General features: G+C 65.6%; 18 protein-coding genes. 12 read left to right on the top strand and 6 right to left on the bottom strand.

Annotation, left to right across the window (positions count from 1 at the left end; all coding sequences use genetic code 11):
- Positions 1-163 precede the first annotated feature (163 nt).
- Positions 164-2,014, bottom strand: a complete 1,851-nt coding sequence (locus FDY95_RS19345) for a site-specific DNA-methyltransferase (RefSeq protein WP_171025754.1) — start codon at positions 2,012-2,014, stop codon at positions 164-166.
- A 167-nt stretch (positions 2,015-2,181) separates the two neighbouring features.
- Here FDY95_RS19345 and FDY95_RS19340 point away from each other — a divergent pair, with 167 nt between their 5' ends.
- From FDY95_RS19340 to FDY95_RS19285, 12 genes are all read left to right on the top strand, one after another.
- Complete coding sequence (locus tag FDY95_RS19340; RefSeq protein WP_138080178.1) at positions 2,182-2,736, top strand: NUDIX hydrolase; 555 nt, start codon at positions 2,182-2,184, stop codon at positions 2,734-2,736.
- Positions 2,737-2,966: 230 nt separating this feature from the next.
- Complete coding sequence (locus tag FDY95_RS19335; protein WP_138080177.1) at positions 2,967-3,761, top strand: polysaccharide deacetylase family protein; 795 nt, start codon at positions 2,967-2,969, stop codon at positions 3,759-3,761.
- A 40-nt stretch (positions 3,762-3,801) separates the two neighbouring features.
- Positions 3,802-5,043 (top strand): oligogalacturonate lyase family protein, encoded by a 1,242-nt coding sequence (locus FDY95_RS19330; RefSeq protein ID WP_212744931.1) that lies wholly within the window; start codon positions 3,802-3,804, stop codon positions 5,041-5,043.
- Between the two features lie 140 nt (positions 5,044-5,183).
- A complete protein-coding gene (locus tag FDY95_RS19325; protein ID WP_138080176.1) occupies positions 5,184-6,383 on the top strand; it encodes a glycoside hydrolase family 88/105 protein in 1,200 nt (399 codons plus the stop codon).
- A 299-nt stretch (positions 6,384-6,682) separates the two neighbouring features.
- Positions 6,683-9,577 carry a glycosyl hydrolase gene (locus tag FDY95_RS19320; RefSeq protein WP_138080175.1) on the top strand — a complete coding sequence of 965 codons (2,895 nt, stop codon included), beginning with the start codon at positions 6,683-6,685 and terminating at the stop codon, positions 9,575-9,577.
- A 174-nt stretch (positions 9,578-9,751) separates the two neighbouring features.
- Positions 9,752-10,846 carry a glycoside hydrolase family protein gene (locus FDY95_RS19315; RefSeq protein ID WP_138080174.1) on the top strand — a complete coding sequence of 365 codons (1,095 nt, stop codon included), beginning with the start codon at positions 9,752-9,754 and terminating at the stop codon, positions 10,844-10,846.
- 21 nt (positions 10,847-10,867) lie between these two features.
- Complete coding sequence (locus tag FDY95_RS19310) at positions 10,868-12,394, top strand: sialate O-acetylesterase (protein WP_138080173.1); 1,527 nt, start codon at positions 10,868-10,870, stop codon at positions 12,392-12,394.
- 397 nt (positions 12,395-12,791) lie between these two features.
- The gene (locus FDY95_RS19305; protein WP_138080172.1) at positions 12,792-14,222 is read left to right on the top strand and encodes a glycoside hydrolase family 28 protein; all 1,431 of its coding nucleotides are present in this window, start codon (positions 12,792-12,794) and stop codon (positions 14,220-14,222) included.
- A gap of 180 nt (positions 14,223-14,402) precedes the next feature.
- On the top strand, positions 14,403-15,167 hold the full coding sequence (locus tag FDY95_RS19300) for an SDR family NAD(P)-dependent oxidoreductase (RefSeq protein WP_138080171.1): 765 nt from the start codon (positions 14,403-14,405) through the stop codon (positions 15,165-15,167).
- A gap of 202 nt (positions 15,168-15,369) precedes the next feature.
- Entirely contained in the window at positions 15,370-16,230 is an 861-nt protein-coding gene (locus FDY95_RS19295; RefSeq protein WP_138080170.1) for a fumarylacetoacetate hydrolase family protein, read from the top strand.
- A complete protein-coding gene (locus FDY95_RS19290) occupies positions 16,217-17,047 on the top strand; it encodes an amidohydrolase family protein (protein WP_138080169.1) in 831 nt (276 codons plus the stop codon). Before FDY95_RS19295 ends, FDY95_RS19290 begins: the two co-directional genes overlap by 14 nt.
- Before the next feature lie 106 nt (positions 17,048-17,153).
- Positions 17,154-17,942 carry an L-fucose dehydrogenase gene (locus FDY95_RS19285; RefSeq protein ID WP_138080168.1) on the top strand — a complete coding sequence of 263 codons (789 nt, stop codon included), beginning with the start codon at positions 17,154-17,156 and terminating at the stop codon, positions 17,940-17,942.
- 213 nt (positions 17,943-18,155) lie between these two features.
- Here FDY95_RS19285 and FDY95_RS19280 read toward each other — a convergent pair whose 3' ends face one another.
- The 5 genes from FDY95_RS19280 to FDY95_RS19260 form a co-directional block, all read right to left on the bottom strand.
- On the bottom strand, positions 18,156-18,719 hold the full coding sequence (locus FDY95_RS19280; protein ID WP_138080167.1) for a LutC/YkgG family protein: 564 nt from the start codon (positions 18,717-18,719) through the stop codon (positions 18,156-18,158).
- Between the two features lie 102 nt (positions 18,720-18,821).
- On the bottom strand, positions 18,822-20,189 hold the full coding sequence (locus FDY95_RS19275) for a lactate utilization protein B (protein ID WP_138080166.1): 1,368 nt from the start codon (positions 20,187-20,189) through the stop codon (positions 18,822-18,824).
- Positions 20,190-20,325: 136 nt separating this feature from the next.
- A complete protein-coding gene (locus tag FDY95_RS19270; protein ID WP_138080165.1) occupies positions 20,326-21,117 on the bottom strand; it encodes a (Fe-S)-binding protein in 792 nt (263 codons plus the stop codon).
- 98 nt (positions 21,118-21,215) lie between these two features.
- The gene (locus FDY95_RS19265) at positions 21,216-22,544 is read right to left on the bottom strand and encodes an FGGY-family carbohydrate kinase (RefSeq protein ID WP_138080164.1); all 1,329 of its coding nucleotides are present in this window, start codon (positions 22,542-22,544) and stop codon (positions 21,216-21,218) included.
- An 11-nt stretch (positions 22,545-22,555) separates the two neighbouring features.
- Complete coding sequence (locus FDY95_RS19260) at positions 22,556-23,836, bottom strand: TIM barrel protein (protein ID WP_138080163.1); 1,281 nt, start codon at positions 23,834-23,836, stop codon at positions 22,556-22,558.
- Positions 23,837-24,199: the final 363 nt, after the last annotated feature.

The following is a 24,199-nucleotide window of genomic DNA, read 5'->3' as shown; positions in this document are numbered from 1 at the left end:
ATTTGATCGGGGCTAAAGGTCGGCACGGCGCGGGCCGGCACCGTGTACCATTTTTTCGACCCTCTGTAGCATCTTAGCATGGCCGCCTTATAAGCATGGCGACAAAGCGGGCCAAGATTGTAGAATCGGACCGCCGAGAACCAGCCACGCCCGGGCCAGCCCGCTACAACCAGCGCAGCTGCTGCGCCCCGAAACCGGCCTGCTCCAGGCAGGTAGCCAGGCGCCGCCGGGCTTCGGCCGAGCGGCAGGCGGCGGCGCGCACCAGCAGCTGGGTGCCAGGGCCGGGCGCCAGCTCCTCGTGCCAGGCCGCCAGGTGCCCGACCAGCGTTTCCAGCTCGGCCGGGGCCAGGCGCGGCGCCAGGCAGGCCAGCTGCGCCCCGCCGTTGAGGGCGAAAAGGGCGTAGCCAGCCACCTCGCGCTGCTCCACGGCGGTGCTCAGCGGCAGGCCCAGGTGCTCCAGCAGCTCGGGCAGCGTGGCCGTGGCCGGCGGGGCAGTCGTTTTCTTGACCGGCGCCGGCCGTTGGCGCGGTTTCGGGGCGGCGGCGGGCCCCTCCGCCAGGCGGTACACGCGGAAGCCCAGGTCGGCCGGGGTGTCGGGGTGGGCGGCGCGCAGCTGGGCGGCGGCGCGGCGCAGGCGCTCCTTGGTCAGCTCGGCAATGGTGCGGGGGCGGCCCAGCTGCTCGCAGTAGGCCGCCGCGTCGCACTGGTCCTTGTTGGCCGGGTCCAGCGGCTCGGGCAGCTGCACCAGGATAAAGCGGCGGGTGCCGCCGTCTTGGGCGTTCTGGCTCATCACGGCGTGGCCGGTGGTGCCCGAGCCGGCGAAGAAGTCGAGCACCAAATCGGTCGGGTCGCGGGCCCAGAGCTGCAGCATGCGCTCCACCAGCTCCACCGGCTTGGGCGCGTCGAACACGTCGGCGCCCATCAGGGCCTTGAGGCGGGCGGTGGCCGTGGCGGTGTAGTACTTATCGTCCCACCAGGTGGTGTCGGTTTTGCGCACCCGCTCGGCGTCGTGGCGGTAGTGCTTCTGCTGCAGGCCGTTGCCGGCCTTGATGATGAGGCCCTGCTCGTACATGGCCTGCATGCGCTCCGGGGCGAAGCGGAAGTAGCCCGTCACGCCCAGAAAGGTGTAGTGCGGATTGCCCTTGGCCGCCCCGCCTGGCCCATCGACGGGCGCCAGTTTGTAGGCCCCGCGCACGTCGTAGTGGGTGAAGCCCGCCAGATCGGGCGGCAGGCCGAAGGCGGCGCGCTGGGCGTGGATGCGCGCGCGGTCCTTGGCGTAGAGCAGGATGAAGTTGTGGCTGGCCGAAATAATCTTGTCGTTCGACACCGAGGCGCGGGCCTTGTGGCAGATGATGGCCAGGCGGTTTTCCTCCCCGTACAGCTCGTTGAGCAGCTGCAGGGCGTTTTCCAGCTCGTTGTCGTCGATGGAGAGGAACAGCACCCCGTCGTCGCGCAGCAGGTGGCGGGCGGCGTGCAGGCGCGGGTACATCAGGTTCAGCCAGTCGGTGTGCAGGCGGCCGGCGGTTTCGGCCGCGTCGGCGGGCACGGCGGGGCCGGTATCGGGCTGGCCGGTGAGCTGGCGGTGGCGGCGGCGGCTGCGCTGGTAATTGTCGCGGTAGACGAAATCCTTGCCGGTATTGTAGGGCGGGTCGATGTAAATCAGCTTGACCTGGCCTTCGTACTGCTGGCGCAAGAGCTTGAGCACGTCGAGGTTGTCGCCCTCCACCACCAGGTTCCGGGTGCTGTCCCAGCTGAGGCTATCGGCGGGGGCGGGGTGCAGGGCGGCAGCGGGCGGCTGCAGGGCCTGCTGGCGGGCGGCGCGCTTGCCGTGCCAGCTCAGGCCGTAGTGCTCCTGCTCCTCGTCGGCGGGGGCTTCGCCCAGCAGCTGGCGCAGCACGTCCACGTCGAGCCGGCCCGCGCGGAAGGCTTCGGGAAACAGCTGGCGCAGCTGCTGCCGGTTGGCGGCGGTGGCGTCGGCGGAAGGCGGCGGGGTGGGAGCGGAGCGGGCGGGCACGGGGCAGAAAGCGGCGCGCGAAACGCCGGCAGAAAGGGGGCAGACCGCGCGGAGCGGCCCTAACAGGTCGCAATATCGGGCAATCTGCGCCAATGCCGGGTGGGCCGGCATCCGGCCCCGCGCCGGCGGCGCGTAACTTGCCGGCTCATCAGGCCCGTTTCGCTGTTATGGCTGCTGTCATCAAACCCTGGCAAGTAATTGGCTCCGAGCTGGTATTCGAGCACCGCTGGTACCGCCTGCGCCGCGACCGGGTGCGCCTGCCCTCGGGCGAGGAGCTGGACGACTACTTTGTGAGCGAGCGGCCCGACGCGGTACTGATTTTCTGCCTTACGGCCGACGAGCAGGTGGTGATGGTGCGCCAGTACAAGCACGGCGCGGCCGACGTGTTCGTGGAGCTGCCCGGCGGCGTCATCGACCCCGGCGAAACCGACCCGGTGGCCGCCGCCCGGCGCGAGCTGCTGGAAGAAACCGGCTACGCCGCCGACGCGCTGGAGCACGTGCTCGACGTGTCGGACAACCCCACCAAGGACACCAACCTGCTGCACTTCTTCATTGCCCGCAACGCCCGCCGCGTGGCCGCCCAGCACCTCGACGCGACGGAAAACATCGAAGTGCTGACCGTGCCGCTGGCCGAGCTGGAGCAGTGGGTGCTCGGCGGCCGGGTGCGGGTGGCGGGCTCGGTGGCGCTGTGCCTGCTGGCCCTGCGCCGGCTGAGCCGCTGAGCCCGCAGGGCGGCAATGGCCTGCTGGCCGGGTAAGCTGACAATAGGCGGACGCCAGATCAAGCATGACGTGCGGCTTCTCCCATCCACAGACACAGCTGGGCGGCGCTAAGCCTGCTATTGCTGGCCCGGTTAGTAACCGCCCACTTCTGCGGTGGGCACACCGCAGAGTACAGGAGGGTTTCGCCGCAGCAGTTTGCTCTATTGGGGCAGGTTTACCTTCCGTTGCGTATGGGCTTCGCTGCTTCCGTCCGGGTTTGTCTGCGCACCGCCGCGCTGGGGCTGGCAGCCGGCCTGCTGACGGCCGGCACCGCCCAGGGCCCGCCGCGGGTGCCCGAGCGGCTGGTGGTCCTCACCTTCGACGACTCGGTGCTCAGCCACGCCACCTACGTGGCCCCGCTGCTGCGCAAGTACGGTTTCGGGGCCACCTTCTTCGTGTGCGAGTTTCGCGACCCGCCCTTCGCCGACAAAACCCGGTACATGAGCTGGGCGCAGATTCGGCAGCTCGATAAAATGGGCTTTGAAATCGGCAGCCACACCCTCACGCACCGGCACGTCAACAAAATGACCGCGGCCGAGCTGGGCGCCGAGCTGGACTCCATCGAGGGCCGCTGCCGCCGCTACGGCATTCGGCGGCCTACTTCCTTCGCTTACCCCGGCTACGACACGCACCCCACCGCCCTGGCGGTGCTGCGGGCCCGCGGCTACACCCTGGCCCGCGCCGGCGGCGCCAAACAAGGCCGCGTGCGCGCCTACGACCCCGCCCGCGACGACCGGCGCCTCATCCCAAGCTTCAGCACCGGCGCCGACAACCGGGCCGACATCCTGGCGGCCCTGCCGCAGGCCCGGGGCGGCCAGGTGGTGGTGCTGACCCTGCACGGCGTGCCCGACACGGCCCACGACTGGGTGACGACCCCACCAGCCCTGTTCGAGGAATACCTGCGCTACCTGAAGGACCACCACTACCGCGTGGTGGCCCTGCGCGACCTGGCCCGCTACCTGCCGCCCGAGCCCGCCGCCAACTGATCCTGCTCCTTTACTGCCACCCCAACACCCGCCCGAATCCATGTTTGCAGCCCTGAATCCTCGCCGCCTTGGCACCCTGGCCGTCCTCGGCGGAATGCTGCTGGCCGGCGCCCCCGCCCGGGCCCAGCAGCGCCTGGCCACCGGCAGCCAGACGCCCATGCCCGCCGCCGAATGGGTCGACCAGGACACGGGGCACCGCGTGGTGCGCCTCAGCCCGCTCGACGGCTCAAACGAGAGCTTCTACTTCCACAACCGGCCCTTCGTTTCGGGGGGCAAGGACGGCGACTGGATGGTGTTTTACCACGCCGACGAGCGGGGCAAGCAGCTGCGCATGCTGAACCTGAAAACCCGGCAGGTGCAGCCGCTTACACGCTACTTCCGCAAAGTCGGGGGCGAAATCGTGGCCCCGAAGCGGCGAGAGGTGTTTTACCAGACCGGCGACTCGGTGTACGCCACCCACGTGGACTCGCGCAAGACTAGGCTGGTGTTCGTGTTTCCGGCCGATTTTCGGGCCAACATCACCACCCTGAACGCCGACGAAACGCAGCTGGGCGGGGCCTGGAGCAGCGACGCGGAAAAGGAAATTTCGCGGCAGTACCCGGAGAAAAAGGACTATTTCCGCCGCATCTACGAGGCCAAGCTGCCGCGCACGCTCTTCACCGTCAGTGCTGAGGGCGGGCAGCTCACCAAGCTCTTCACTGACACGGCCTGGCTGAACCACGTGCAGTTTTCGCCGACGGACCCGCGCCTGCTTATGTTCTGCCACGAGGGGCCCTGGGAACTGGTGGACCGCATCTGGACCATCGATACCAAGACCAAGGAGGTGAAGCTGGTGCACAAGCGCACCATGGAGCGCGAAATTGCCGGCCATGAGTGGTTCGGGGCCGACGGCAAGACCATCTGGTTTGACCACCAACTGCCGCGCGGGGCCACGTTCTTCGTCACCGGCACCGACCTGAAATCGGGCAAGGAGCGGAAGTACGAGCTGACCCGCGACGAGTGGTCGGTGCACTACACCACCGCCCCCGACCAGAAAACCTTCGCCGGCGACGGGGGCTACCCGACCTCGGTGGCGCACTCGCCCAACGGGCAGTGGATTTACCTGTTCCGGCCCGATGGGGACAAATTCAAGGCCGAAAAGCTGGTGAACTTGGCCAAGCACAACTACCACCTGGAGCCCAACGTGCACTACTCGCCCGACGGCAAATGGCTGATCTTCCGGGCCAACTTCGAGGGCCAGAGCCAGGTCTACGCCGTCGAAATAGCCAAAACCGCCTCGTAGAGACGCATCATTGCGTCTCGGCGTCAGAACGTCGGCGTCAGCACGAATAACGGCTTTACGAGCGTCCTTCGCCGCGCCGGTTTTAACAACCTCACCAACGATTGAGACGCAAGTGTGCGTCTCTACAGCCTCCGACCACCATGCATTCCTTCTCCGCCCCGATACCCCGCCGCACCTTTGCCCAGACGCTGGGCCTGCTCGGCGCCGGCCTGCTGCTGCCCGACTGGGCCGCCGCGGCCCCGCAAGCGGCCAAGCTGCCCCGGAAAAAGGACATCCTGAAAGTGCTGACTTTGACCAATAGCTACTTCATGCAGAAGTGGCCGGATACGGGTAAGGAAATCGTGACCAACAAAGCCCGGCCCAGCAACATCTGGACCCGCGCCGTGTACTACGAGGGGCTGATGGCCCTGTACGGCGTGGATAAGCAGAAGCGCTACTACGACTACGCCGTGGACTGGGGCCAGAAGCACCAGTGGGGCCTGAACCGCGGCGTGGAAACCCGTAACGCCGACAACCAGTGCTGCGGGCAGACCTACCTCGCCCTGCACGCCATCGACCCGCAGCCCGAGCGCGTGCGCGACATCAAGGCCAGCATCGACCGCATGCTGCAAACCGAGCAGGTGGACGACTGGTGGTGGATTGACGCGCTGCAGATGGCCATGCCGGTGTTTGCCCGCCTGGGTGTGCTCTACCAGGAGGAGCGGTACTTCGAGAAGCTGTTTCAGCTCTACGACTACGCCAAAACCAGGCACGGCGGCAACGGCCTCTTCAACCCCGAGGACAACCTCTGGTGGCGCGACAAGGACTTCGTGCCGCCCTACCGGGAGCCTAACGGCGAGGACTGCTACTGGGCCCGCGGCAACGGCTGGGTGGTGGCGGCCATGGTGCGCACGCTCAGTATCCTGCCCGCCGGCGCCCCGCACCGCGAGGAGTACCAGCAGATGTATTTGCGCATGGTGCAAGCCCTGCCCCGGCTGCAGCGCCCGGACGGCTACTGGAACGTGAGCCTGCACGACCCGACGCACTTCGGCGGCAAGGAGCTGACCGGCACCGCCCTGTTCGTCTATGGCATGGCCTGGGGCATCAACCAGGGCCTGCTCGACGCCAAGCAGTACCTGCCCATCATCACCAAAGCCTGGACGGCCATGACCACCGAGTGCGTGCACAAGGACGGCTTCCTGGGCTACGTGCAGGGCACCGGCAAAGAGCCCAAGGATGGGCAGCCCGTCACCTACGACTCCCGGCCCGACTTCGAGGACTACGGCCTGGGCTGCTTCCTGCTGGCGGGCACCGAGCTGTATAAGCTCGTCGACAACCCGCCCGCGGCGGCCAAGAGCTGACGTTGGAGCGGCTGGTTGAGCCGATTAAATAGAACGTCATGTCGAGCTTGTCGAGACATCTCGCGTGCCGACGTTGAACAGCCAGAATTAGCACGTTATGCTGAGCCCCGCGAAGCATCTCTACCGCTTCGTCAGATACTATTTAACGAAGCGGTAGAGATGCTTCGACAAGCTCAGCATGACGGCCAGGAGTAGGAGTACGATTCTGGTCCTGAATCCAACTGCCTTGACGCCGCTTCCACTCAGGCAGAAAGCTAGACGCAACGCTGGCGCCCTAATACTCGAACCCGCCTTCCCCCATGAAAAAGACCCTTGCCCTTTCCCTGCTGTTTGCCGCCGCGCTGGCCCAAACGCCCGCCCGGGCCCAGGCGCCGAAGTGGCCCGCCATTACCCAGCAAACCAAGCCCTGGACGCGCTGGTGGTGGGAGGGCAGCGCCGTGAACCAGCAGGACCTCACGCGCCTGATGACGCAGTACCAGCAGGCCGGGCTGGGCGGGCTGGAAATTACCACCATCTACGGGGTGAAGGGCGCCGAAAACCAGTTTATCGACTTTCTCTCGCCCAAGTGGGTCGACATGCTCACCTACACGCTCACCGAGGCCAACCGCCTGGGCCTGGGCATCGACGTGGCGCAGGCCTCCGGCTGGCCCTTCGGCGGGCCTTGGGTGACGCCCGAAGACGCCTGCAAGTACGTGACCTACCGCACCTACGAGGTGCAAGGTGGCGGGCAGCTGAGTGAGGCCGTGAGTTACCTGCAGAAACCCATCATGCGGGCCGTGGGCCAGCCCCTGGACGTGAAAACCATGGCCCAGCCGGTGGCCCGAAACCCCGATCTGCAGCTGCACGCCTTCGACCAGGTGCGCTTCGAAAAGCCCTTGCCGCTGCAGACGCTGATGGCTTATTCCGATAAGGGCCAGGCCGTGGACCTCACCGGCAAGGTGGGCGCCGACGGCAAGCTGAGCTGGACCGCGCCGGCCGGGGCCAACTGGACGCTCTACGCCCTGTTTCAGGGCTGGCACGGCAAGCAGGTGGAGCGCGCCGGCCCGGGCGGGGAGGGCGACGTTATCGACCACCTTTCCAAAACCGCCACCGACAACTACCTGCGCCACTTCGACGAGGCCTTCAAGGGCCGCGACCTGAAGGCCGTGCGCGCCTTTTTCAACGACTCCTACGAGGTCGATGACGCCCAGGGCGAGGCCAACTGGACCCCGCAGCTGCTCACCGAGTTTCAGCGGCGCCGCGGCTACGATTTGCGCCAGCACCTGCCCGCCCTGCTGGGCAAGGCCGCGGACGACGAGCAGAACCGCCGCGTGCTCAGCGACTACCGCGAAACCGTATCGGAGCTGCTGCTGGAAAACTACACCCGCACCTGGCGCGACTGGGCCCGCACCCACGACGCGCTCATCCGCAACCAGGCCCACGGCTCCCCGGCCAACATCCTGGACCTCTACGCCGTGACGGACATTCCCGAGACGGAAGGGGAGGACCTGTTGCGCATCAAGTTTGCCTCCTCAGCCGCCCACGTGACGGGCAAACCGCTGACCTCGGCCGAAACCGCCACCTGGGAAAACGACCATTTCCTCTCTTCCCTGAGCGACGTGAAAAAGGCCGTGGACCGCATGTTGCTCGGCGGCGTGAACCACATCTTCTACCACGGTACCAACTACTCGCCGCAGGCCGCCGCCTGGCCGGGCTGGCTGTTCTACGCCGCGGTGCACTTCAACCCGAACAACTCGTTCTGGCCCGACTTCGGGCAGCTCAACCGCTACGCCGCCCACTGCCAGTCTTTTTTGCAGGCCGGGCAGCCCGCCAACGACGTGCTGCTCTACCTGCCCACCTACGACTCCTTCGCCCAGCGGGGCAAGCAGCCCGCCCCCGCCGACGTGGACCGCGCCAAGCTCCTGCTGCAGCACTACGACGGCATCGAGCACGGCTTCAAGGGCATGCCCGTGGGCCAGACCGGCGAGGAATTGCTCAAGCGCGGCTACGGCTTCGACTTCATATCGGACCGGCAGGTGCAGCAGCTGAAAGGCAGCGGCGCCACTTTGCAAACCGGCGGCACGAGCTACCGCACCATCGTGGTGCCGGCGGCCCGCATCATGCCCCTGCCCACGCTGGAGCAGCTGGTGAAGCTGGCCCAGGGCGGGGCCACGGTGGTATTTCAGGGCGCGCTGCCAGTTGATGTCAATGGCCTGGGCAACCTCGACGCGCGCCGGGCCGCCTTCCGCAAGCTGCTCGGGCAGATCAAGCCCGGCCCGGCCACTAACGGCGTGCAGAAGGCCGTGGTAGGCAAGGGCATGGTGCTCGTCGGGGCGGAGGTGGAGCCGTTGCTGGCCGCCGCCGGGGTGCGCCGCGAAACAATGGTGGATAGCGGGTTGGAGTTTATCCGCCGCCGCCACGCCAAGGGGCACTACTACTTCGTGACCAACTGGAGCGGCAAGGCCGTGGACGGCTGGGTGCCCTTGCACACGGCCGCCAAAGCCGTGGCCCTCTACAACCCGCTCACCGAAAAGCTGGGCATGGCCGGCCTGCGCACTTCCACTCAGGGCACGCCCGAAGTGTACCTGCAGCTGGCCCCGGGCGAGTCGTGCATTCTGGAAACCAACGAAGCGCCGGTCAGTGCCCCGAGCTATGCCTACCTCAAGCCCGCCGGCGCCGCGCAGCCGCTGGCGGGGCCCTGGAGCGTGAGCTTCGTGACGGGCGGCCCCACACTGCCGGCCAAAGCCGAAACCCGCGAGCTGACTTCCTGGACTACCTTCAGCGACGCGGCCAAAGCATTTTCGGGCACGGCCTCCTACACGACCACTTTCGCCCCGCCCACCGGCTCGGCCGCCGACGGCTGGCTGCTCGACCTGGGCCGGGTGGCCCAGAGCGCCCGGGTGCAGCTCAACGGCCAGGACCTGGGCACGCTCATCGGCCCGACCTACCAGGTGTTCATTCCCAAGGAGCAGCTCAAAGCCTCCAACACGCTCACCGTGCTCGTCAGCAACGGCATGGCCAACCGCATCATCGACCTGGATAAGCGCGGCATCGAATACCGCCACTTCTACAACGTGAACCTGGCCGCTAAGCTCAAGGAAAACCGCAACGAGCAGGGCCTGTTCACGGCCCTCAAGTGGGAGCCGAAGGAGTCCGGCCTGCTCGGCCCGGTGACGCTGACGCCCATCAGCACGCGGGCGGAGAAGGTGCAGTGAAACCTCACCCCCTAGCCCCCTCTCCGTAGATGCCGCGCACCAAGCGGGAAAGGGGGGGAGTTTAGTTGTTAAACTCTAATTTCTTCACTTCCAAACCAGTGGTTTTTAGCTAAAGCTAAAAGCTAGTTCCCCCTCTCCCCAAGGAGAGGGGGTTAGGGGGGGAGGTCCACCACCATGAACCGCCGCACCTTCCTCACCGGTCTGGCCCTGGCGCCGTTTGCGCGGGCCTGGGCCGTCTTCATCCGGGATGAAAAACCCTCCCTGCTGCTGCCCAAACGCAGCTTTGCCAAATTCAGCAAGCACCTGAAACCGGTCGGGCGGCAGCTGGAAATGGAGGACTACTTCGTGTGGTGCAACAGCCCCATCTACGGGCCCGACGGGCGCGTCCACCTGTTCTTTTCGCGCTGGCCGAAGAGCAAGGGCATGGGCGGCTGGCTCAACAGCTGCGAAATCTGCCGGGCCGTGGCCGACCGCCCCGAAGGCCCCTTCGCTTTTCAAGAAGTTGTGCTGGCCCCGCGCGGCCCCGGCTTCTGGGACGCCACCACCTGCCACAACCCCCACATTCAGCACGTCGACGGCCGGTACGCGCTGTTTTTCATGGGCACATCGAATGGCAAGACCGACACCAAGCGCATCGGCCTGGCCCTGGCGGATAAGCTGGAAGGCCCCTGGACGCGCCCCGACGCCCCGCTGCTGCTGCCCGGCCCTGAGGGCGCCTGGGACGACCACTGCACCACCAACCCGGCCTTCGTGAAGCACCCCAACGGGCAGTGCTGGTTGTACTACAAATCGTGGAATACCAACGAGTACCAGACCTCCAAGGACCCCGTGGTGCGCGGCAACCGCAAGTACGGCCTGGCCGTGGCCGAGCGGCTCGAAGGGCCCTACGTCAAGTTTGCCGGCAACCCGGTCATCGACTTTTCGCGCCTGGGCAACAACGAGCAGAACAAGCAGTTCGAGGACGCCTTCGTGTGGCATCAGCACGGTAAATTCAACCTGCTGGCCCGCGACATGGGCGTGTACAGCCACGAAGTCGGCCTCTACCTCGACTCGCATGACGGCCGGCAGTGGAGCTACCCGAAAGTGGCCTTCCTGCCTATCCGCGCGTACGGGGTGCAGGAGCCGCCCGCGCCCAAAAACCTCAAGCGCTACGGCCGCCTGGAACGCCCGCAGCTGCTGCTACGCGACGGGAAGCCGGAATATATGTTCTGCGCCTCTCAGGGCGGCCGTTTCATGACCGCGTCGAGCTTCGTATTCAAGATTACCTAAGCCATCCGCGCCGCGTCTACCATGCTCCACCGCCTTTTCCTGCTGCCCGCCGCCCTGCTGCTGAGCCTCACCGCCCGCGCCACCATCACCCTGCCTAGGCTGCTGGCCGACCACCTCGTGCTCCAGCAGAAAACCACCGTGGCCCTCTGGGGTTGGGCCGACCCCGGCGAGCAAGTCACCGTAACGGCCGGCTGGGCGAAGAAGCCGGTGCGCGTGACGGCCGACGCCCAGGGCAACTGGCTGGTGCGCGTGTCCACCGCCAAGGCCGGCGGGCCCTACACGCTCACGTTTCAGGGCCAGAACACGCTGACTCTGCAGGACGTGCTGCTGGGCGAAGTCTGGCTTTGCGGCGGGCAGTCCAACATGGTGTTTCCGATCAGCAGGCGGCCGGGCAGCGGCTCGTACTCGGGCGTCGTCAACGAAGCGGAGGTGAAGCCCCGGGCCAGCTACCCGCAGATCCGCATGTTCACGGTGACGACCCAGACGGCCGATACGCCCCAGCGCGACGTGCCCGGCGGCCAGTGGACCCCGTGCAGCCCCGCGACGGTGGGCGAGTTTTCGGCCGTGGCCTATTTCTTCGCCCAGGAGGTGTACGAGCAGATCAAAGTGCCCATCGGGCTGATTAACGCCACCTGGGGCGGCACCCCCGCCGAAGCCTGGACGCGCCGCGAAGTGCTGGACGCCGACCCCGACCTGCGCCCCATCGTGGAGCGGTACCAGCATGGCCTCGAAACCTACCCCCAGGACTACGCCGCTTACAAAGCCGCCCAGCAGCTCTACAAGGAGCAGAAAGCCGCTAACCCGCAGCTGCGCCTGACCGCCCCGAAAGAGCCTGTCGGACCTACGAGCAACAAGTCGCCCTACAAGAACTACAACGCCATGATTCACCCGCTGGCGCCGTTCACGCTGCGCGGCGTCATCTGGTACCAGGGCGAGTCGAACGCCGAGCGTGGCTACCAGTACCGCCGCCTGTTTCCGGCGCTGATCAGCAGCTGGCGGCAGGAGTGGGGCCGGCCCGAGCTGCCGTTCTACTTCGTGCAGATTGCCCCGCACCGCTCGGCCCGCCCCGAGCTGCGCGAGGCTCAGCTGCTGACCATGCAAACGGTGCCGCACACCGGCATGGCCGTCATCACCGACGCGGGCGACTCCCTCGACATTCACCCGCGCAACAAGCAGGTCGTCGGCCACCGCCTCGCGCAGTGGGCCTTGGCGCACGAGTACGGCGAGAAAAAGCGTCCGTACTCCGGCCCAATTTACGCGAGCATGCAGCCGGAAAACGGCCAGATCCGGCTGCGCTTCCAGTACGCCGAAGGTGGCCTGGTCGCCCAAAACGGCCCCCTGCGCGAATTCACCATTGCCGGCCCCGACAGCGTCTTCCGTCCCGCCCAGGCCCGCATCGAAGGCCGGGAGCTGGTGGTGTGGAGCCCCGACGTCAAGCAGCCCGTGGCCGTGCGCTTCGCTTGGAAGCCCACGCCCTTCCCCAACCTCTACAACGCCGCTGGCCTGCCCGCTTCGCCCTTTCGCACCGACCAATGGCGCCGGCTGTAGGCCCGCGCTACGGCGCGGGCAATCGTTGCTGACGTTGTCATGACCGCTTTCCGGTCGGCTTTTGAGGACGGGATAACTGCTTTGGCGTACGCATGGTATGAATTTTCAGGGAGGGCTAAAATTGATACCACGCCCGTCTGGGCCCGGGTGAGGATATAGATTTCAGCCGTCCCTGAAAATTCATACCATTGCCCTCCGGTGGGCAACGGTAAATCGTCGATAGCAGGAGGGTGCGGGAAGGTGGCAGCCCGGCCTCCACCCAAATTGCCGGCGAGGGAATCGTTCTGGCTGGCTGCCCGCGGCCCTAAGCCGCAGCAGGAGCAGCAGCGTCACCTGCTGCTCTCGGGGCGCTGGCCAGAACTCCCCCGCAGTGCGCCGTCCTAATTCCTTCCCGACCATGCATTCCTTCCTGAACCTTCTGCTGCCCCTGCTGGCCTGGCTCGGTAGCTTTGCCCCCGCCGCCACGCCGGTTTCCAAGACGGCTGCCGACCCCGACTGGGTCAAGCAAACCGGCGCCAAAACCCAGCCCGCGGGCAAAGCCGTCTTCCAGGTGACCAAGTACGGCGCCGTGGCCGATGGCAAAACGCTCAATACCATGGCTATCCAGAAGGCCATCGACGCGGCGGCCAAGAAGGGCGGCGTGGTCACCTTCGCGCCCGGTGAATACCTCACCGGCTCGATTTTCCTGAAAAAGGGCGTGACCCTGAACCTGCCGAAGGGGGTGACCCTGCTCGGCAGCCAGGACCTCAAGGATTACCCCGACATGCCCTCCCGCGTGGCCGGCATCGAGATGGTGTGGCCCGCCGCGCTGATTAATGTTCTCAACCAGGACAACGTAGCCATTACCGGCGAAGGCACCGTCGACGGGCAGGGCAAACCGTTCTGGGACAAGTACTGGGCCATGCGCAAGGAGTACGATGCCAAGGGCCTGCGCTGGATTGTCGACTACGACGCCAAGCGCCCCCGCACGCTCATCGTGGCCAACTCCTCGAACGTCACGCTCAAGGGCATTACCCTGCAGCGCGCCGGCTTCTGGACGGTGCACATCCTCTACTCCAAAAACGTGACGGCCGACGGCCTCGTCATCCGCAACAACGTGGGCGGCCACGGCCCGAGCACCGACGGCATCGACATCGACTCCAGCAGCTACGTGCTGGTGCAGAACTGCGACATCGACTGCAACGACGACAACTTCTGCCTGAAAGCCGGCCGCGACTGGGACGGTCTGCGCGTCAACCGCCCCGCCGAGTACATCCTGATCCAGAACTGCGTGGCCGGCGCCGGCGACGGGCTCTTCACCTGCGGCTCCGAGACGTCCGGCGGCATCCGCCACGTCATTGCCCGCGGCCTGAAGGCCAAGGGCACCAAGTACGGCATCCGTCTGAAGTCGGCCACCAACCGCGGGGGCACGGTGGAGGATATCCTGGTCGAGGACATCGAAATGGAGTCCGTGCGCGTGCCCATCATCATGACGATGAACTGGAACCCCTCGTACAGCTACTCCACCTTGCCGGCAGGCTACACCGAGGCCACCCTGCCCGAGCACTGGAAGAAGATGCTGGCCAAGGTGACGCCCGAGCAGGGCACCCCGCACTTCCGCAACGTGACCATCCGCAACCTGCGCGCCACCGGCGCCAAGGAAGCCATTTCGGCCGAGGGCCTGCCCACCTCCGTGCTCGACAACTTCACGATGGAGAACATCACCATCACGGGTGCCACGGCCGGCAAAATCGACCACGCCAAGGGCTGGAGCATCAAGAAACTCGACATCAAAGCCGACGACCAGGAACCCGTAGCCGTGACCAACAGCGCGGATATGAAGTACTAAGCTGGGCTATTACACAACCAAACCAGAACGTCATGTCGAGCTTGTCGAGACATCTCGCGTGCTGATGCCAGATAGTAAACTCATGTTCAACGAGAAGAATAGCACCCGAGCGAGATGTCTCGACAAGCTCGACATGACGTTCTAACAAGCCCCCAACAAACCCCCAACAAACCACCTCCCATGTTCAACCTAAGCGGCAAGACGGCCGTCATTACCGGCGGTGGCTCGGGCATCGGCCGCGCCATCAGCCTGCTGTTTGCCCGGCAGGGCGCCACCGTCCACATCCTGGAGCTGAGCGCCGACGCCGGCCAAGCCACCGCCGACGAAATCAGCCAGGCCGGCGGCACGGCCCAGGTCCATGCCGCCGACGTGAGCCAGCAGGCGCCGGTGAAAGCCGTGTTCGATGCCATCGGCCGGGTGGATATCCTGGTCAACAACGCCGGCATTGCCCACGTCGGCAACGTGGAAAATACCTCGGAAGCCGACCTCGACCGGGTGTACCAGGTGAACGTGAAGGGCGCCTACAACTGCCTGCACGCGGCCGTGCCGCTGATGAAGCAGCAGGGCGCCGGGGTCATCCTGAACCTGGCCAGCATTGCCTCCCACGTCGGCCTGTCGGACCGCTTGGCGTACAGCATGAGCAAGGGCGCCATCTTCGCCATGACCATGTCGGTGGCCCGCGACTACATGGCCCACAGCATCCGCTGCAACAGCGTCTCGCCGGCCCGCGTGCACACGCCCTTCGTCGACGGCTTCATTGCCAAGAACTACCCCGGCCAGGAGGCGGAAATGTTCGAGAAACTCTCGAAAAGCCAGCCCATCGGCCGCATGGCCAAGCCCGAGGAAGTAGCCGCCCTGGCCCTGTACCTCTGCTCCGACGAAGCCGGCTTCGTCACCGGCTGCGACTACCCGCTCGACGGGGGCTTCATCAAGCTGAATAATTGATTCTGAGCGCGGTGGTGGAAGGAAAAGAACGTCATCCTGAGCAAAGCGAAGGACCTTCCTCATCCCCCGCACCGCCGCTGGAACGCGGCCACAACGCATTTTCACTTCTCAGGTAACTTGCCTGGGACTTAGCCGCTGGTGCAGGGTGGGAGGAAGGTCCTTCGCCTTGCTCAGGATGACGGCCTGAAACATCCTCTACTGCATGAAACTCATCCGCTTCGGCCAGCCCGACCAGGAAAAACCCGGCGTCATTATCGACGGCACGCGCTACGACGTGTCGGCTCACTTTGTCGACTACGACGAGAAGTTCTTCGCCCACGGCGGCCTGGAGCAGCTGGCCGAGCTGCTCCGGAACGTGGAGCCCGGCCACCTGCCCGTCGTGCCCGACGCGGTGCGCCTCGGCTCCCCCGTGGCCCGGCCCTCCAAAATCGTGTGCGTGGGGCTGAACTACGCCGACCACGCCCGCGAAACCGGCGCCGCCACGCCCGCCGAGCCGATTCTGTTCATGAAGTCGACCACCGCCCTGGTCGGCCCGAACGACCACATCGTCATTCCGCGGAACTCGGTGAAAACCGACTGGGAAGTGGAGCTGGCCGTGGTTATCGGCCGCAAGGCTTCGTACGTGGAGGAGGCCGACGCGCTCAGCTACGTGGCCGGCTACGCCCTGCACAACGACGTGTCGGAGCGCGAATTTCAGATTGAGCGCGGCGGCACCTGGGACAAGGGCAAGGGCTGCGACACCTTCGCGCCCATCGGCCCCTGGCTGGCCACCCCCGACGAAATCCGGGACGTGGACAACCTTCGCCTGTGGCTGACGGTGAACGGGCAGCAGATGCAGGACGGCACCACCGCCGAGTTCATCTTTCGCATCCCGCGCCTGATCAGCTACATCTCGCAATTCATGACCCTGCTGCCCGGCGACGTGATTTCCACCGGCACCCCGGCGGGCGTGGGCCTGGGCCTGAAGCCGCCCGTGTACCTGCAGCCCGACGACGTGGTGGAGCTGGGCATCGACGGGCTGGGCACTTCGCGCCAAACCGTGAAGGCGTATGGCCAGGATTGACGCCCACCAGCACTTCTGGCAGTACCAGCCCGAGCGCGACGCCTGGATAACCGACGACATGGCCGTCATCCAGCGCGACTTCGGGCCCGCCGATCTGGCGCCGCTGCTGGAGCAGTACGGCTTCGACGGCTGCGTGGTGGTGCAGTCGGGCCAGACGGAGGCCGAAAACGCATTCCAGCTGACCAACGCGGCGGACAACGACTTCATCCGCGGCGTGGTCGGCTGGGTGGATCTGCGGGCCGCCGACGTGGCCGAGCGGCTGGCCTACTACAGCCAGTTCGCGAAGCTGAAAGGCTTCCGCCACGTGCTGCAGGGCGAAGCCGACCGCGCCCTGATGCTCACGCCCCCGTTTCAGCGCGGCATCAAGGCGCTGAGTGCCCACGGTTTCACCTACGACGTGCTCATCTTCCCCGACCAGCTGGGCCACGCCGCCGCGCTGGCCGCCGCGCACCCCCAGCAGCCCTTCGTGCTCGACCACATTGCCAAGCCCTACATTAAGCGCGGCGACATCGACGGCTGGCAGCGCGACCTGCAGGCCCTGGCCGCCCACGACAACGTGTGGTGCAAAGTCTCCGGCCTCATCACCGAAGCCGAATGGCACCGCTGGCAGCCCGCCGACTTCCGGCCCTACCTCGACGTGGTGTTCGAAGCCTTCGGCCCGCAGCGCGTCATGTTCGGCTCCGACTGGCCGGTGTGCCTGGTGGCCGGCCGGTACGGGCAGGTGGTAGAGCTGGTTCAGCAGTACCTGGCCGGCTTCTCCGCCGACGAGCAGCGCCGGTTCTGGGGCGAAAACGCGGCCGCGTTCTACCGGCTGTAGAGACGCGACCCATCGCGTCTCGTCGTTGAACGACCCGCGTCGGGCAGCCCAAACAACATCAGCAACGACGAGACGCGATGGGTCGCGTCTCTACAACCCACCAACCATGAATCTGGAGCTTCAGGACAAAGTCATTATCGTCAGCGGCGGGGCCAAGGGCATCGGCGAGGGTATCGTGCGGGTGCTGGCCGCCGAGGGCGCCGTGCCCGTCATCATCGGCCGCAATGAGGCCGATAACCGCCAGGCCGTAGCGGCCGTGGAAGCGGCCGGCGGCCGGGCCGGGCAGGTAGCCGCCGAGCTGGCTGACCCCGAGGCTTGCGCCCGGGCCGTGCGGCAGGTCGTCGAGCAGTTCGGGCGCATCGACGGGCTGGTGAACAACGCCGGCGTCAACGACGGGGTGGGGCTGGAGCATGGCGACTACGCGGGCTTCATGGCCTCCCTGCACCGCAACGTGGTGCATTACTACCTGCTGGCCCACCACGCGCTGCCGGAGCTGAAAAAGGCCCAGGGCAGCATCGTCAACATCACCAGCAAGACGGCCGAAACCGGGCAGGGCAACACTTCGGCCTACGCCGCCGCCAACGGCGCCCGCAACGCCCTCACCCGCGAGTGGGCCGTGGAGCTGCTGAAATACGGTATCCGCGTCAATGCCGTGGTGGTGGCCGAAAGCTGGACGCCGGCCTACGAAACCTGGATTCAGACCCTGCCCAACCCCGAGGAAAAGCTGCGCGAAATCACCAGCAAGATTCCGCTGGAAAACCGCATGACCACGCCCGAGGAAATTGCCAACGCGGTAGCTTTCCTGCTCTCGGCCCGCAGCTCGCACACCACCGGCCAGATCATCCACGTCGACGGCGGCTACGTGCACCTTGATAGGGCCCTGGCCAACGCCTAACACAATGAGTTAAATCGGCTGTCATCCGGAGCCCAGCGAAGGACCTTCCTCTGACCCTGCACCAACTGAAAAGCGCATCCACCAACGACTTTACGTTGTTGGATGCGCCTCCTTCGTTAATAGGACATCAGCACTTTGTAGATAGTGGCGGTGCGAGGTTTGAGCAAGGTCCTTCGCTGGGCTCAGGATGAAGTGCTTTATCGGCAGGCGCCGCTACCGCAGCAGCACCACTAGGCTGCGCGCCCCGTGCGCCCCGATAACCAACGACTGCTCGATGTCGGCCGTCTTGGAGGGGCCGGCAATGAACACGCCGTAATGGCCGGTGTGCTGCACGGCGGCGTAGGCCTGGTGCATGGTGGCCACGATGCTTGCGTGGTCGAGTACCAGGGCCAGGTGCTGGGCTATCATGGGCAGGGCGCGGTGCAGCATATTGGCTTCGGGCACCCACACGGCCCCGTTTTCGGCTACGCCCAGCTCCCCGCGCAGCACGGCCACGTCCACGGCCTCCAGCACGGCGGTGGGCGTGTGTGCATCGACGGGCACGGTGGCCGGCAGCAGGTCGGAAGCCACGCGCACGGCCTCGGGGTAAAGATGGCGCACCACCTCTTCGAGCGGCTGCGCGGGGTCGATGTGGATGACCTGCCCGCCGATGAAGTGCAGCCAGTGGGTGAACTGCTCCACCGTCGCTTCGCCGCCGAAATCGGCCACCGGGGGCAGGGGAGTGGGCTCGGGACGGTTGCGGCGCACGGCCGCCAGGATGGATTCGCGGGAGGACATATCGGTGAGATGGTGAGATGGTGAAATGGTGAGTTTGATGTTGTGGTGGTGCGAACCGCGCAGGGGGCGCAAGCGGAACGTCACTCACCAATCACCATCTCACTATTTCACCACTTGCTGTGCGTACCAGTCGCGGAAGCTTTGCTTGGGCGGTTCGGGCAGCTCGCGGGCTTTGGCCCAGGGGTTGAAGGCGGCGGCGTGGGTGAGGCCGTGGGGGAGGAAGCGCAGACCTTCGCGGGCCACTTTGCCGCCGAAGCGGTAGATGCCGGGGCGGGCCAGCACGCTGCTCAGGAGCTTCATGCCCAACTTTTTGGCGGCCGGCAGCTCGCCTTCCTGGGCAATGATCTGCCGCCACTTGTAGAGCTGGGCGTGGATATCGATTTTGACCGGGCACACGTCGGTGCAGGAGCCGCAGAGCGTGCTGGCGAAGGGCAGCGAGCTGTGCTGGCGCATATCGATGTTGGGCGAGAGAATGGCGCCGATGGGGCCGGGCACGGTGAAGTCGTAGCTGTGGCCGCCGCTGCGCCGGTACACCGGGCAGGTGTTCATGCAGGCCCCGCAGCGGATGCACTTCAGCGAGGCGCGGAAGTCGGGGCGGCCCAGCTGCCGGGTGCGCCCGTTGTCGACGATGACAATGTGCATCTCGCGCCCCTCGGCCGGCCGGGCGAAATGCGAGGTGTAGGTGGTGACGGGCTGCCCGGTGGCGCTGCGGGCCAGCAGGCGGGTAAATACGCCCAGATCGGCGGTGCGCGGAATCAGCTTTTCCATGCCCATGCAGGCAATGTGGACGCGGGCCAGGTTCACGCCCAGGTCGGCGTTACCCTCGTTGGTGCACACCACCACGGCCCCGGTTTCGGCCACGGCGAAGTTGACGCCCGTAATGGCCACCTCGCCGATCAGAAACTTCTCGCGCAGGTGCAGCCGGGCCGCCTCGGTGAGGGCCTGCGGGTCTTTCTCGCCCTTGGGCGTGCCTAGGTGCAGGTGAAACGTCTCGCCCACGTCCTCCTTCTTCAGGTGAATGGCCGGCAGCACCAAATGGCTCGGCGCCTCCTCGCGCAGCTGCACGATTCGCTCCCCCAAATCGGTATCCACCACCGCAATACCGTTTTTGACCAGGTACGGGTTCAGGTGGCACTCCTCGGTGAGCATGGATTTGCTCTTCACGAGGCTGGTGGCGCCGGCCTTGCGGATCAGGTCGAGCACGATGCGGTTGTGCTCTTCGGCGTCGGCGGCCCAGTGCACCGTCACGCCGTTGGCGCGGGCGTTCTGCTCAAACTGCTCCAGGTACTCATCGAGCCGGCTCAGGGTGTGCTCCTTGATGTCGGAAGCCAGCTGCCGCAGCTGCTGAAACTCGGGGATGCCATACACGGCCTTGTCGCGCTTCTGGCGTACAAACCAGAGCGTTTCGTCGTGCCAGGTGGTGCGCTCCGCGTCGCTGGTAAAGGCGGCCGCTCGTTGGGGGTGACTCATGGATTTGGGGCGCAGTGGTACTACGACTCAAAGTCGTAGTACCACTATCGTTGCTGATGTTGGGACGAAGCGGAGATGCCGTGGTTGTTCAACGATAGTGGTACTACGACTCCAAAAGTCGTAGTACCACTACGTGCTACAATGCGGCTACCGCGCCGGGCACGTAAGTCGAAACCGGCTTGCTGGGCTGCTGCAGCGCCGCGTTGAAGATTTCGGCCGCGTGCATCACCCGCAGCGGCAGCTGCCGGCGGCGCACGATGCCTTCCAAGTGCATCAGGCAGGACATATCGCCGCCGGTCAGCACTTCGGTGCCGTTCAGCACGTGGTCCTGCACCCGGTCCTGGCCCATGCGCGCCGACACGGCTTCCTCGGTGATGCAGAAGGTGCCGCCGAAGCCGCAGCACTCGTCGTTGCGGTTCAGCTCGGTCAAGGTCAGTCCGTCGACCGAGCGCAGCAGGCGGCTGAGCTGCCCCTCGCGCACCGGCGTCATTTCCGACTCGTTGGCCTGATGCAACCCGCGCTGCCCGTGGCAGCTCAGGTGCAGCCCTACCTGGTGCGGAAAGCGGCCCGGCAGCTCCGTCACGCCCATTACCGAGGTGATGAAGTCAAACAGGTCGTACGTGGCCTGGCGCACGTGCTGCACCGCGCCGGTCTGCTCCACCACGTCGTAGTGCTTGCGCACGTGGTACACGCAGCTGCCCGAGGGCGCCACCACGTAGTCGTACCCGGCGAAGGTATCGACGAAGTGGCGGTACACCGGCTTGGCGTCCTGCTCGCAGCCGGTGTTGGCCATCGGCTGGCCGCAGCAGGTCTGCTGCCGCGGAAAATCGGCTTTCACGCCCAGCTTTTCCAGCAGTTGGTAGGTCGCAATGCCCACCTGCGGGTAAAACTGGTCGATGTAGCACGGAATAAACAAGCCTACTTTCATGGGCGGTCAGTTGCTAGTTGCGGGTGGTCAGTTGTCAGTTCGTTCTATCGGTTTCGGCAGAACGAACTGACAACAGGCAACCCGCAACTGACAACTCATTAAGTAAACAACAGCTGCGTTTTGGTCCAGGCTTCGCCCTGCTCCAGGTGCGTGAGGGCGCCCAGCGCGGTGGCCTGGGGCACTTCCAGCGTGCGGATATCGGCCTGGGGGAAGTTCCAGCCCAGCACCTGCATAAACAGCGGGTTGCGGGCGAAACCGCCGTCGACGTAGATGATCCGCTCGTCCTGATACACCAGCTTGATCGACTCGGTGAGAATGTCCATCAGCCCGTGAATGAGCTGGTGGTAGGCCTCGCCGGCCGTCTTGAAGCCCGACAAATCCCACTCAGTTACCGGCTCGTCGGGGAACGGGCCGGTGCCGGCCATGCACCACGGATGGAACGGCGCGGCCTGCGGGTCGTAGGGGCGGGCCAGCACGAAGCTGTGGTAGAAATCGGGCTGGACCTGGAAGTGGTTGGCAATGCGCTGCACCTGGTAGTCGTGCTCCCGGCCGAAAAACGAGCGGGCCGCTTTGGTCATGCGGCCCTTGGGCGAGAGGAAGCTCAGGCAGTCCCGGCGCAGCAGCTCGGGCGTGAGCGGCTGGTCGTTGAACGGGTTCAGCACCACCGCCCAGGTGCCCGTCGAGACGAGCAAAAACGGCTCCTGGCACTCCAGCAGGTAGGGCAGCACCGCCGCCGACGAGTCGTGCAGCCCCACGCCCACCAGCACGCCGTCGACCACGCCGGCCACCGAGTCCTGGGTCAGCGGGGCCAGCTTGTCGTCGATGCCTTCGCGGTACACCCAGTCGTGGTACTGGCCCTTGCCGTAGTCCCAGAGGCCGGTGTGGCAGCCCACGGAGGTGTAGTCGCTGAAGGCCTCGCCGGTGATGAGGTAGGAGAGGTACTGCGGCAAATGCAGGGAGGTGCGGATGCGCGAAAACTGCTGGGGCTTGGCGTACTTCAGCCAGTACAGCTGCAGGCCCGAGTTGAGCATGCCCAGCTGCGGCGAGCAGGTGGCGGCCGCAAAGTCCTCCTTCGACTGGCCCAGCTCCTGGTAGAACCGCTCCAGCCACTGCTCGGGCATGGGCTTGAGGTAGTTGTAGAGCGGCAGCACCGGCTGCCCGTTGGCGCCCAAATGCACGAAGCTGGCTCCGTAGGAGGTGAAGTTCACGCCCTTCACGGAGTAGCGCGAATTGGTGAGCAGGGCGTGCCAGTGGTCCTGCACCCACTGCGTCAGCCGGGCCAGGCTCTCGCACGGAAACCCGTCGTCATCAACGGTGTCCACGCACACGTGCTGCTTTTCCTCGATAATCTGCCGGTCTTCGTCGAAGAGGATGACCTTCTTGTTGGTCTTGCCCACGTCGAACACGGCGTAGATGGTCTTTTTCATACGAGTTGGCGTTACAGGCCGGTCGAGAGGCTGAGCTTGCCGCGTTGCTGAATGAGTTGCTCGCGCACCGCCGCCGTGCGGTAGGCCGCAACGGGGTTGAGGGCGCCGCCGGCCTGCCGGTAGGCTTCCTGCACCAGCGGCCGCACGTCCGTGAGGAAGGCGTCGCGTAGCAGCTCCTCGGCCCGCACTACGTCGTTGTTCTGCTGCAGCTCGGCCAGCGCCGTGCGGTCTACCAGCAGGGCCTTGGCGTAGGCGCCCAAGATGTTGTCGACGGACTGCAGCAGGTCTTCCAGCGGGTCCTTGGTGTTGTGGCTGGCATCAATCATGTAGGCCACGGCGGGGTTGTTCACCGCCGAATCCTGGGCGCCGTCCACCAGCTCGTTGAAGATGAGGAACAGCTGGAAGGGCTTCATGCTGCCGGTGGTCAGGTCGTCGTCGCCGTACATGGAGCCGTTGAAGTGGAAGCCGCCCAGCCGCCCGAAGTGCAGCAGGCGGCCCACGATCTGCTCGATGTTGGTATTGGGCAAGTGGTGACCCAAATCGACCAGTACCTGCGCCTGCTTACCGAGCTGCTGGCACAGGGAGTAGGAGGTACCCCAGTCGGGGATAATCATCGAGTAGAAATTCGGCTCGTAGGGCTTGTACTCGATGAGCATCGTCCAGTCCGACGGTAGGGCCTCGTAGATGGCAGCCAAGGACTCCTGCGTCCGTTGGTAGGCCCGGCGGAAGTGCTGCTGCCCGGGGAAGTTCGAGCCGTCGGCCAGCCACACGGTGTGGGTTTTGGCGCCCAGCTGCTCGCCGTAGCGCACGCACTCTATGTTGTGCTGAATGGCCTGCTCCCGCACGCCCTGCTCGGTGTGGCAGAGCGAGCCGAACTTGTACGAATACGCCTGCTCCTTCTGGTCCTGGAAGGTGTTGGAGTTGACCGAGTCGATGACCAGTTGCTGCTCCCGCAGCCGCTGCTCGATGGCGGCCACGTCGGAGGGAATATCCCAGGGAATGTGCAGGGAAAGCGAGTTGGAGGAGCCGTTGAGCTGGTTAAGCAGGCCGATATCCTGGATTTTCTCCTCCAGATTGCGCGGCTCGCCGCCCAGCGGAAAGCGCCCGAAGCGCGTGCCGCCCGTGCCCAGCGCCCAGCTCGGAATGGCCACCTGAAACTGCACCAGCTTCCGAATCACCTCCTGGGCGTCGATGCCGCGGCGGCTGAGCAGGTCCGTGAGGTAGCCCAGGCGCAGGCCGTGCTCAGCCTGCTTGCTCTGGTTGAAATCGTGTAGGCGTTGGGCGTCAATCATCGTCGCGCAGCGGGATTAGCGGGCGGGGCTGAGTGAGTAGTCACCGCTCCGTCGGGTGGGACATGGCTTAGAAGTAGCAAAGTAGTTTCGACCTCGCCCGAAACTGTTCTGAACTCTCCTGCCCTTGTCAGAACGGAAGCTCCCCTCCTTTTTGAAGGAGGGGACGCGGCAAGTTTACTTGCCGCTGGGGTGGTTGCGTCGTTGCTGACGTTAAACGAGGTCGTCAGCAGGACCGGCTGAGCCGAAACCTCCTGCGGAATAGTCGCCTGCTCGTTGCGGCGACCGTCTAGCTGTATAGTCCCAGGGTGTCGTGGTGTACCTTTTGACGCTACTTACCGCACGGCCCTATGGGACAAATACTCC

The sequence above is a fragment of the Hymenobacter jeollabukensis genome, assembly GCF_005771675.1.
GTDB lineage: Bacteria > Bacteroidota > Bacteroidia > Cytophagales > Hymenobacteraceae > Solirubrum > Solirubrum jeollabukense.
Note: the sequence above shows the minus strand (reverse complement) of the source record. Positions and strands in the feature narration are given on the sequence as shown.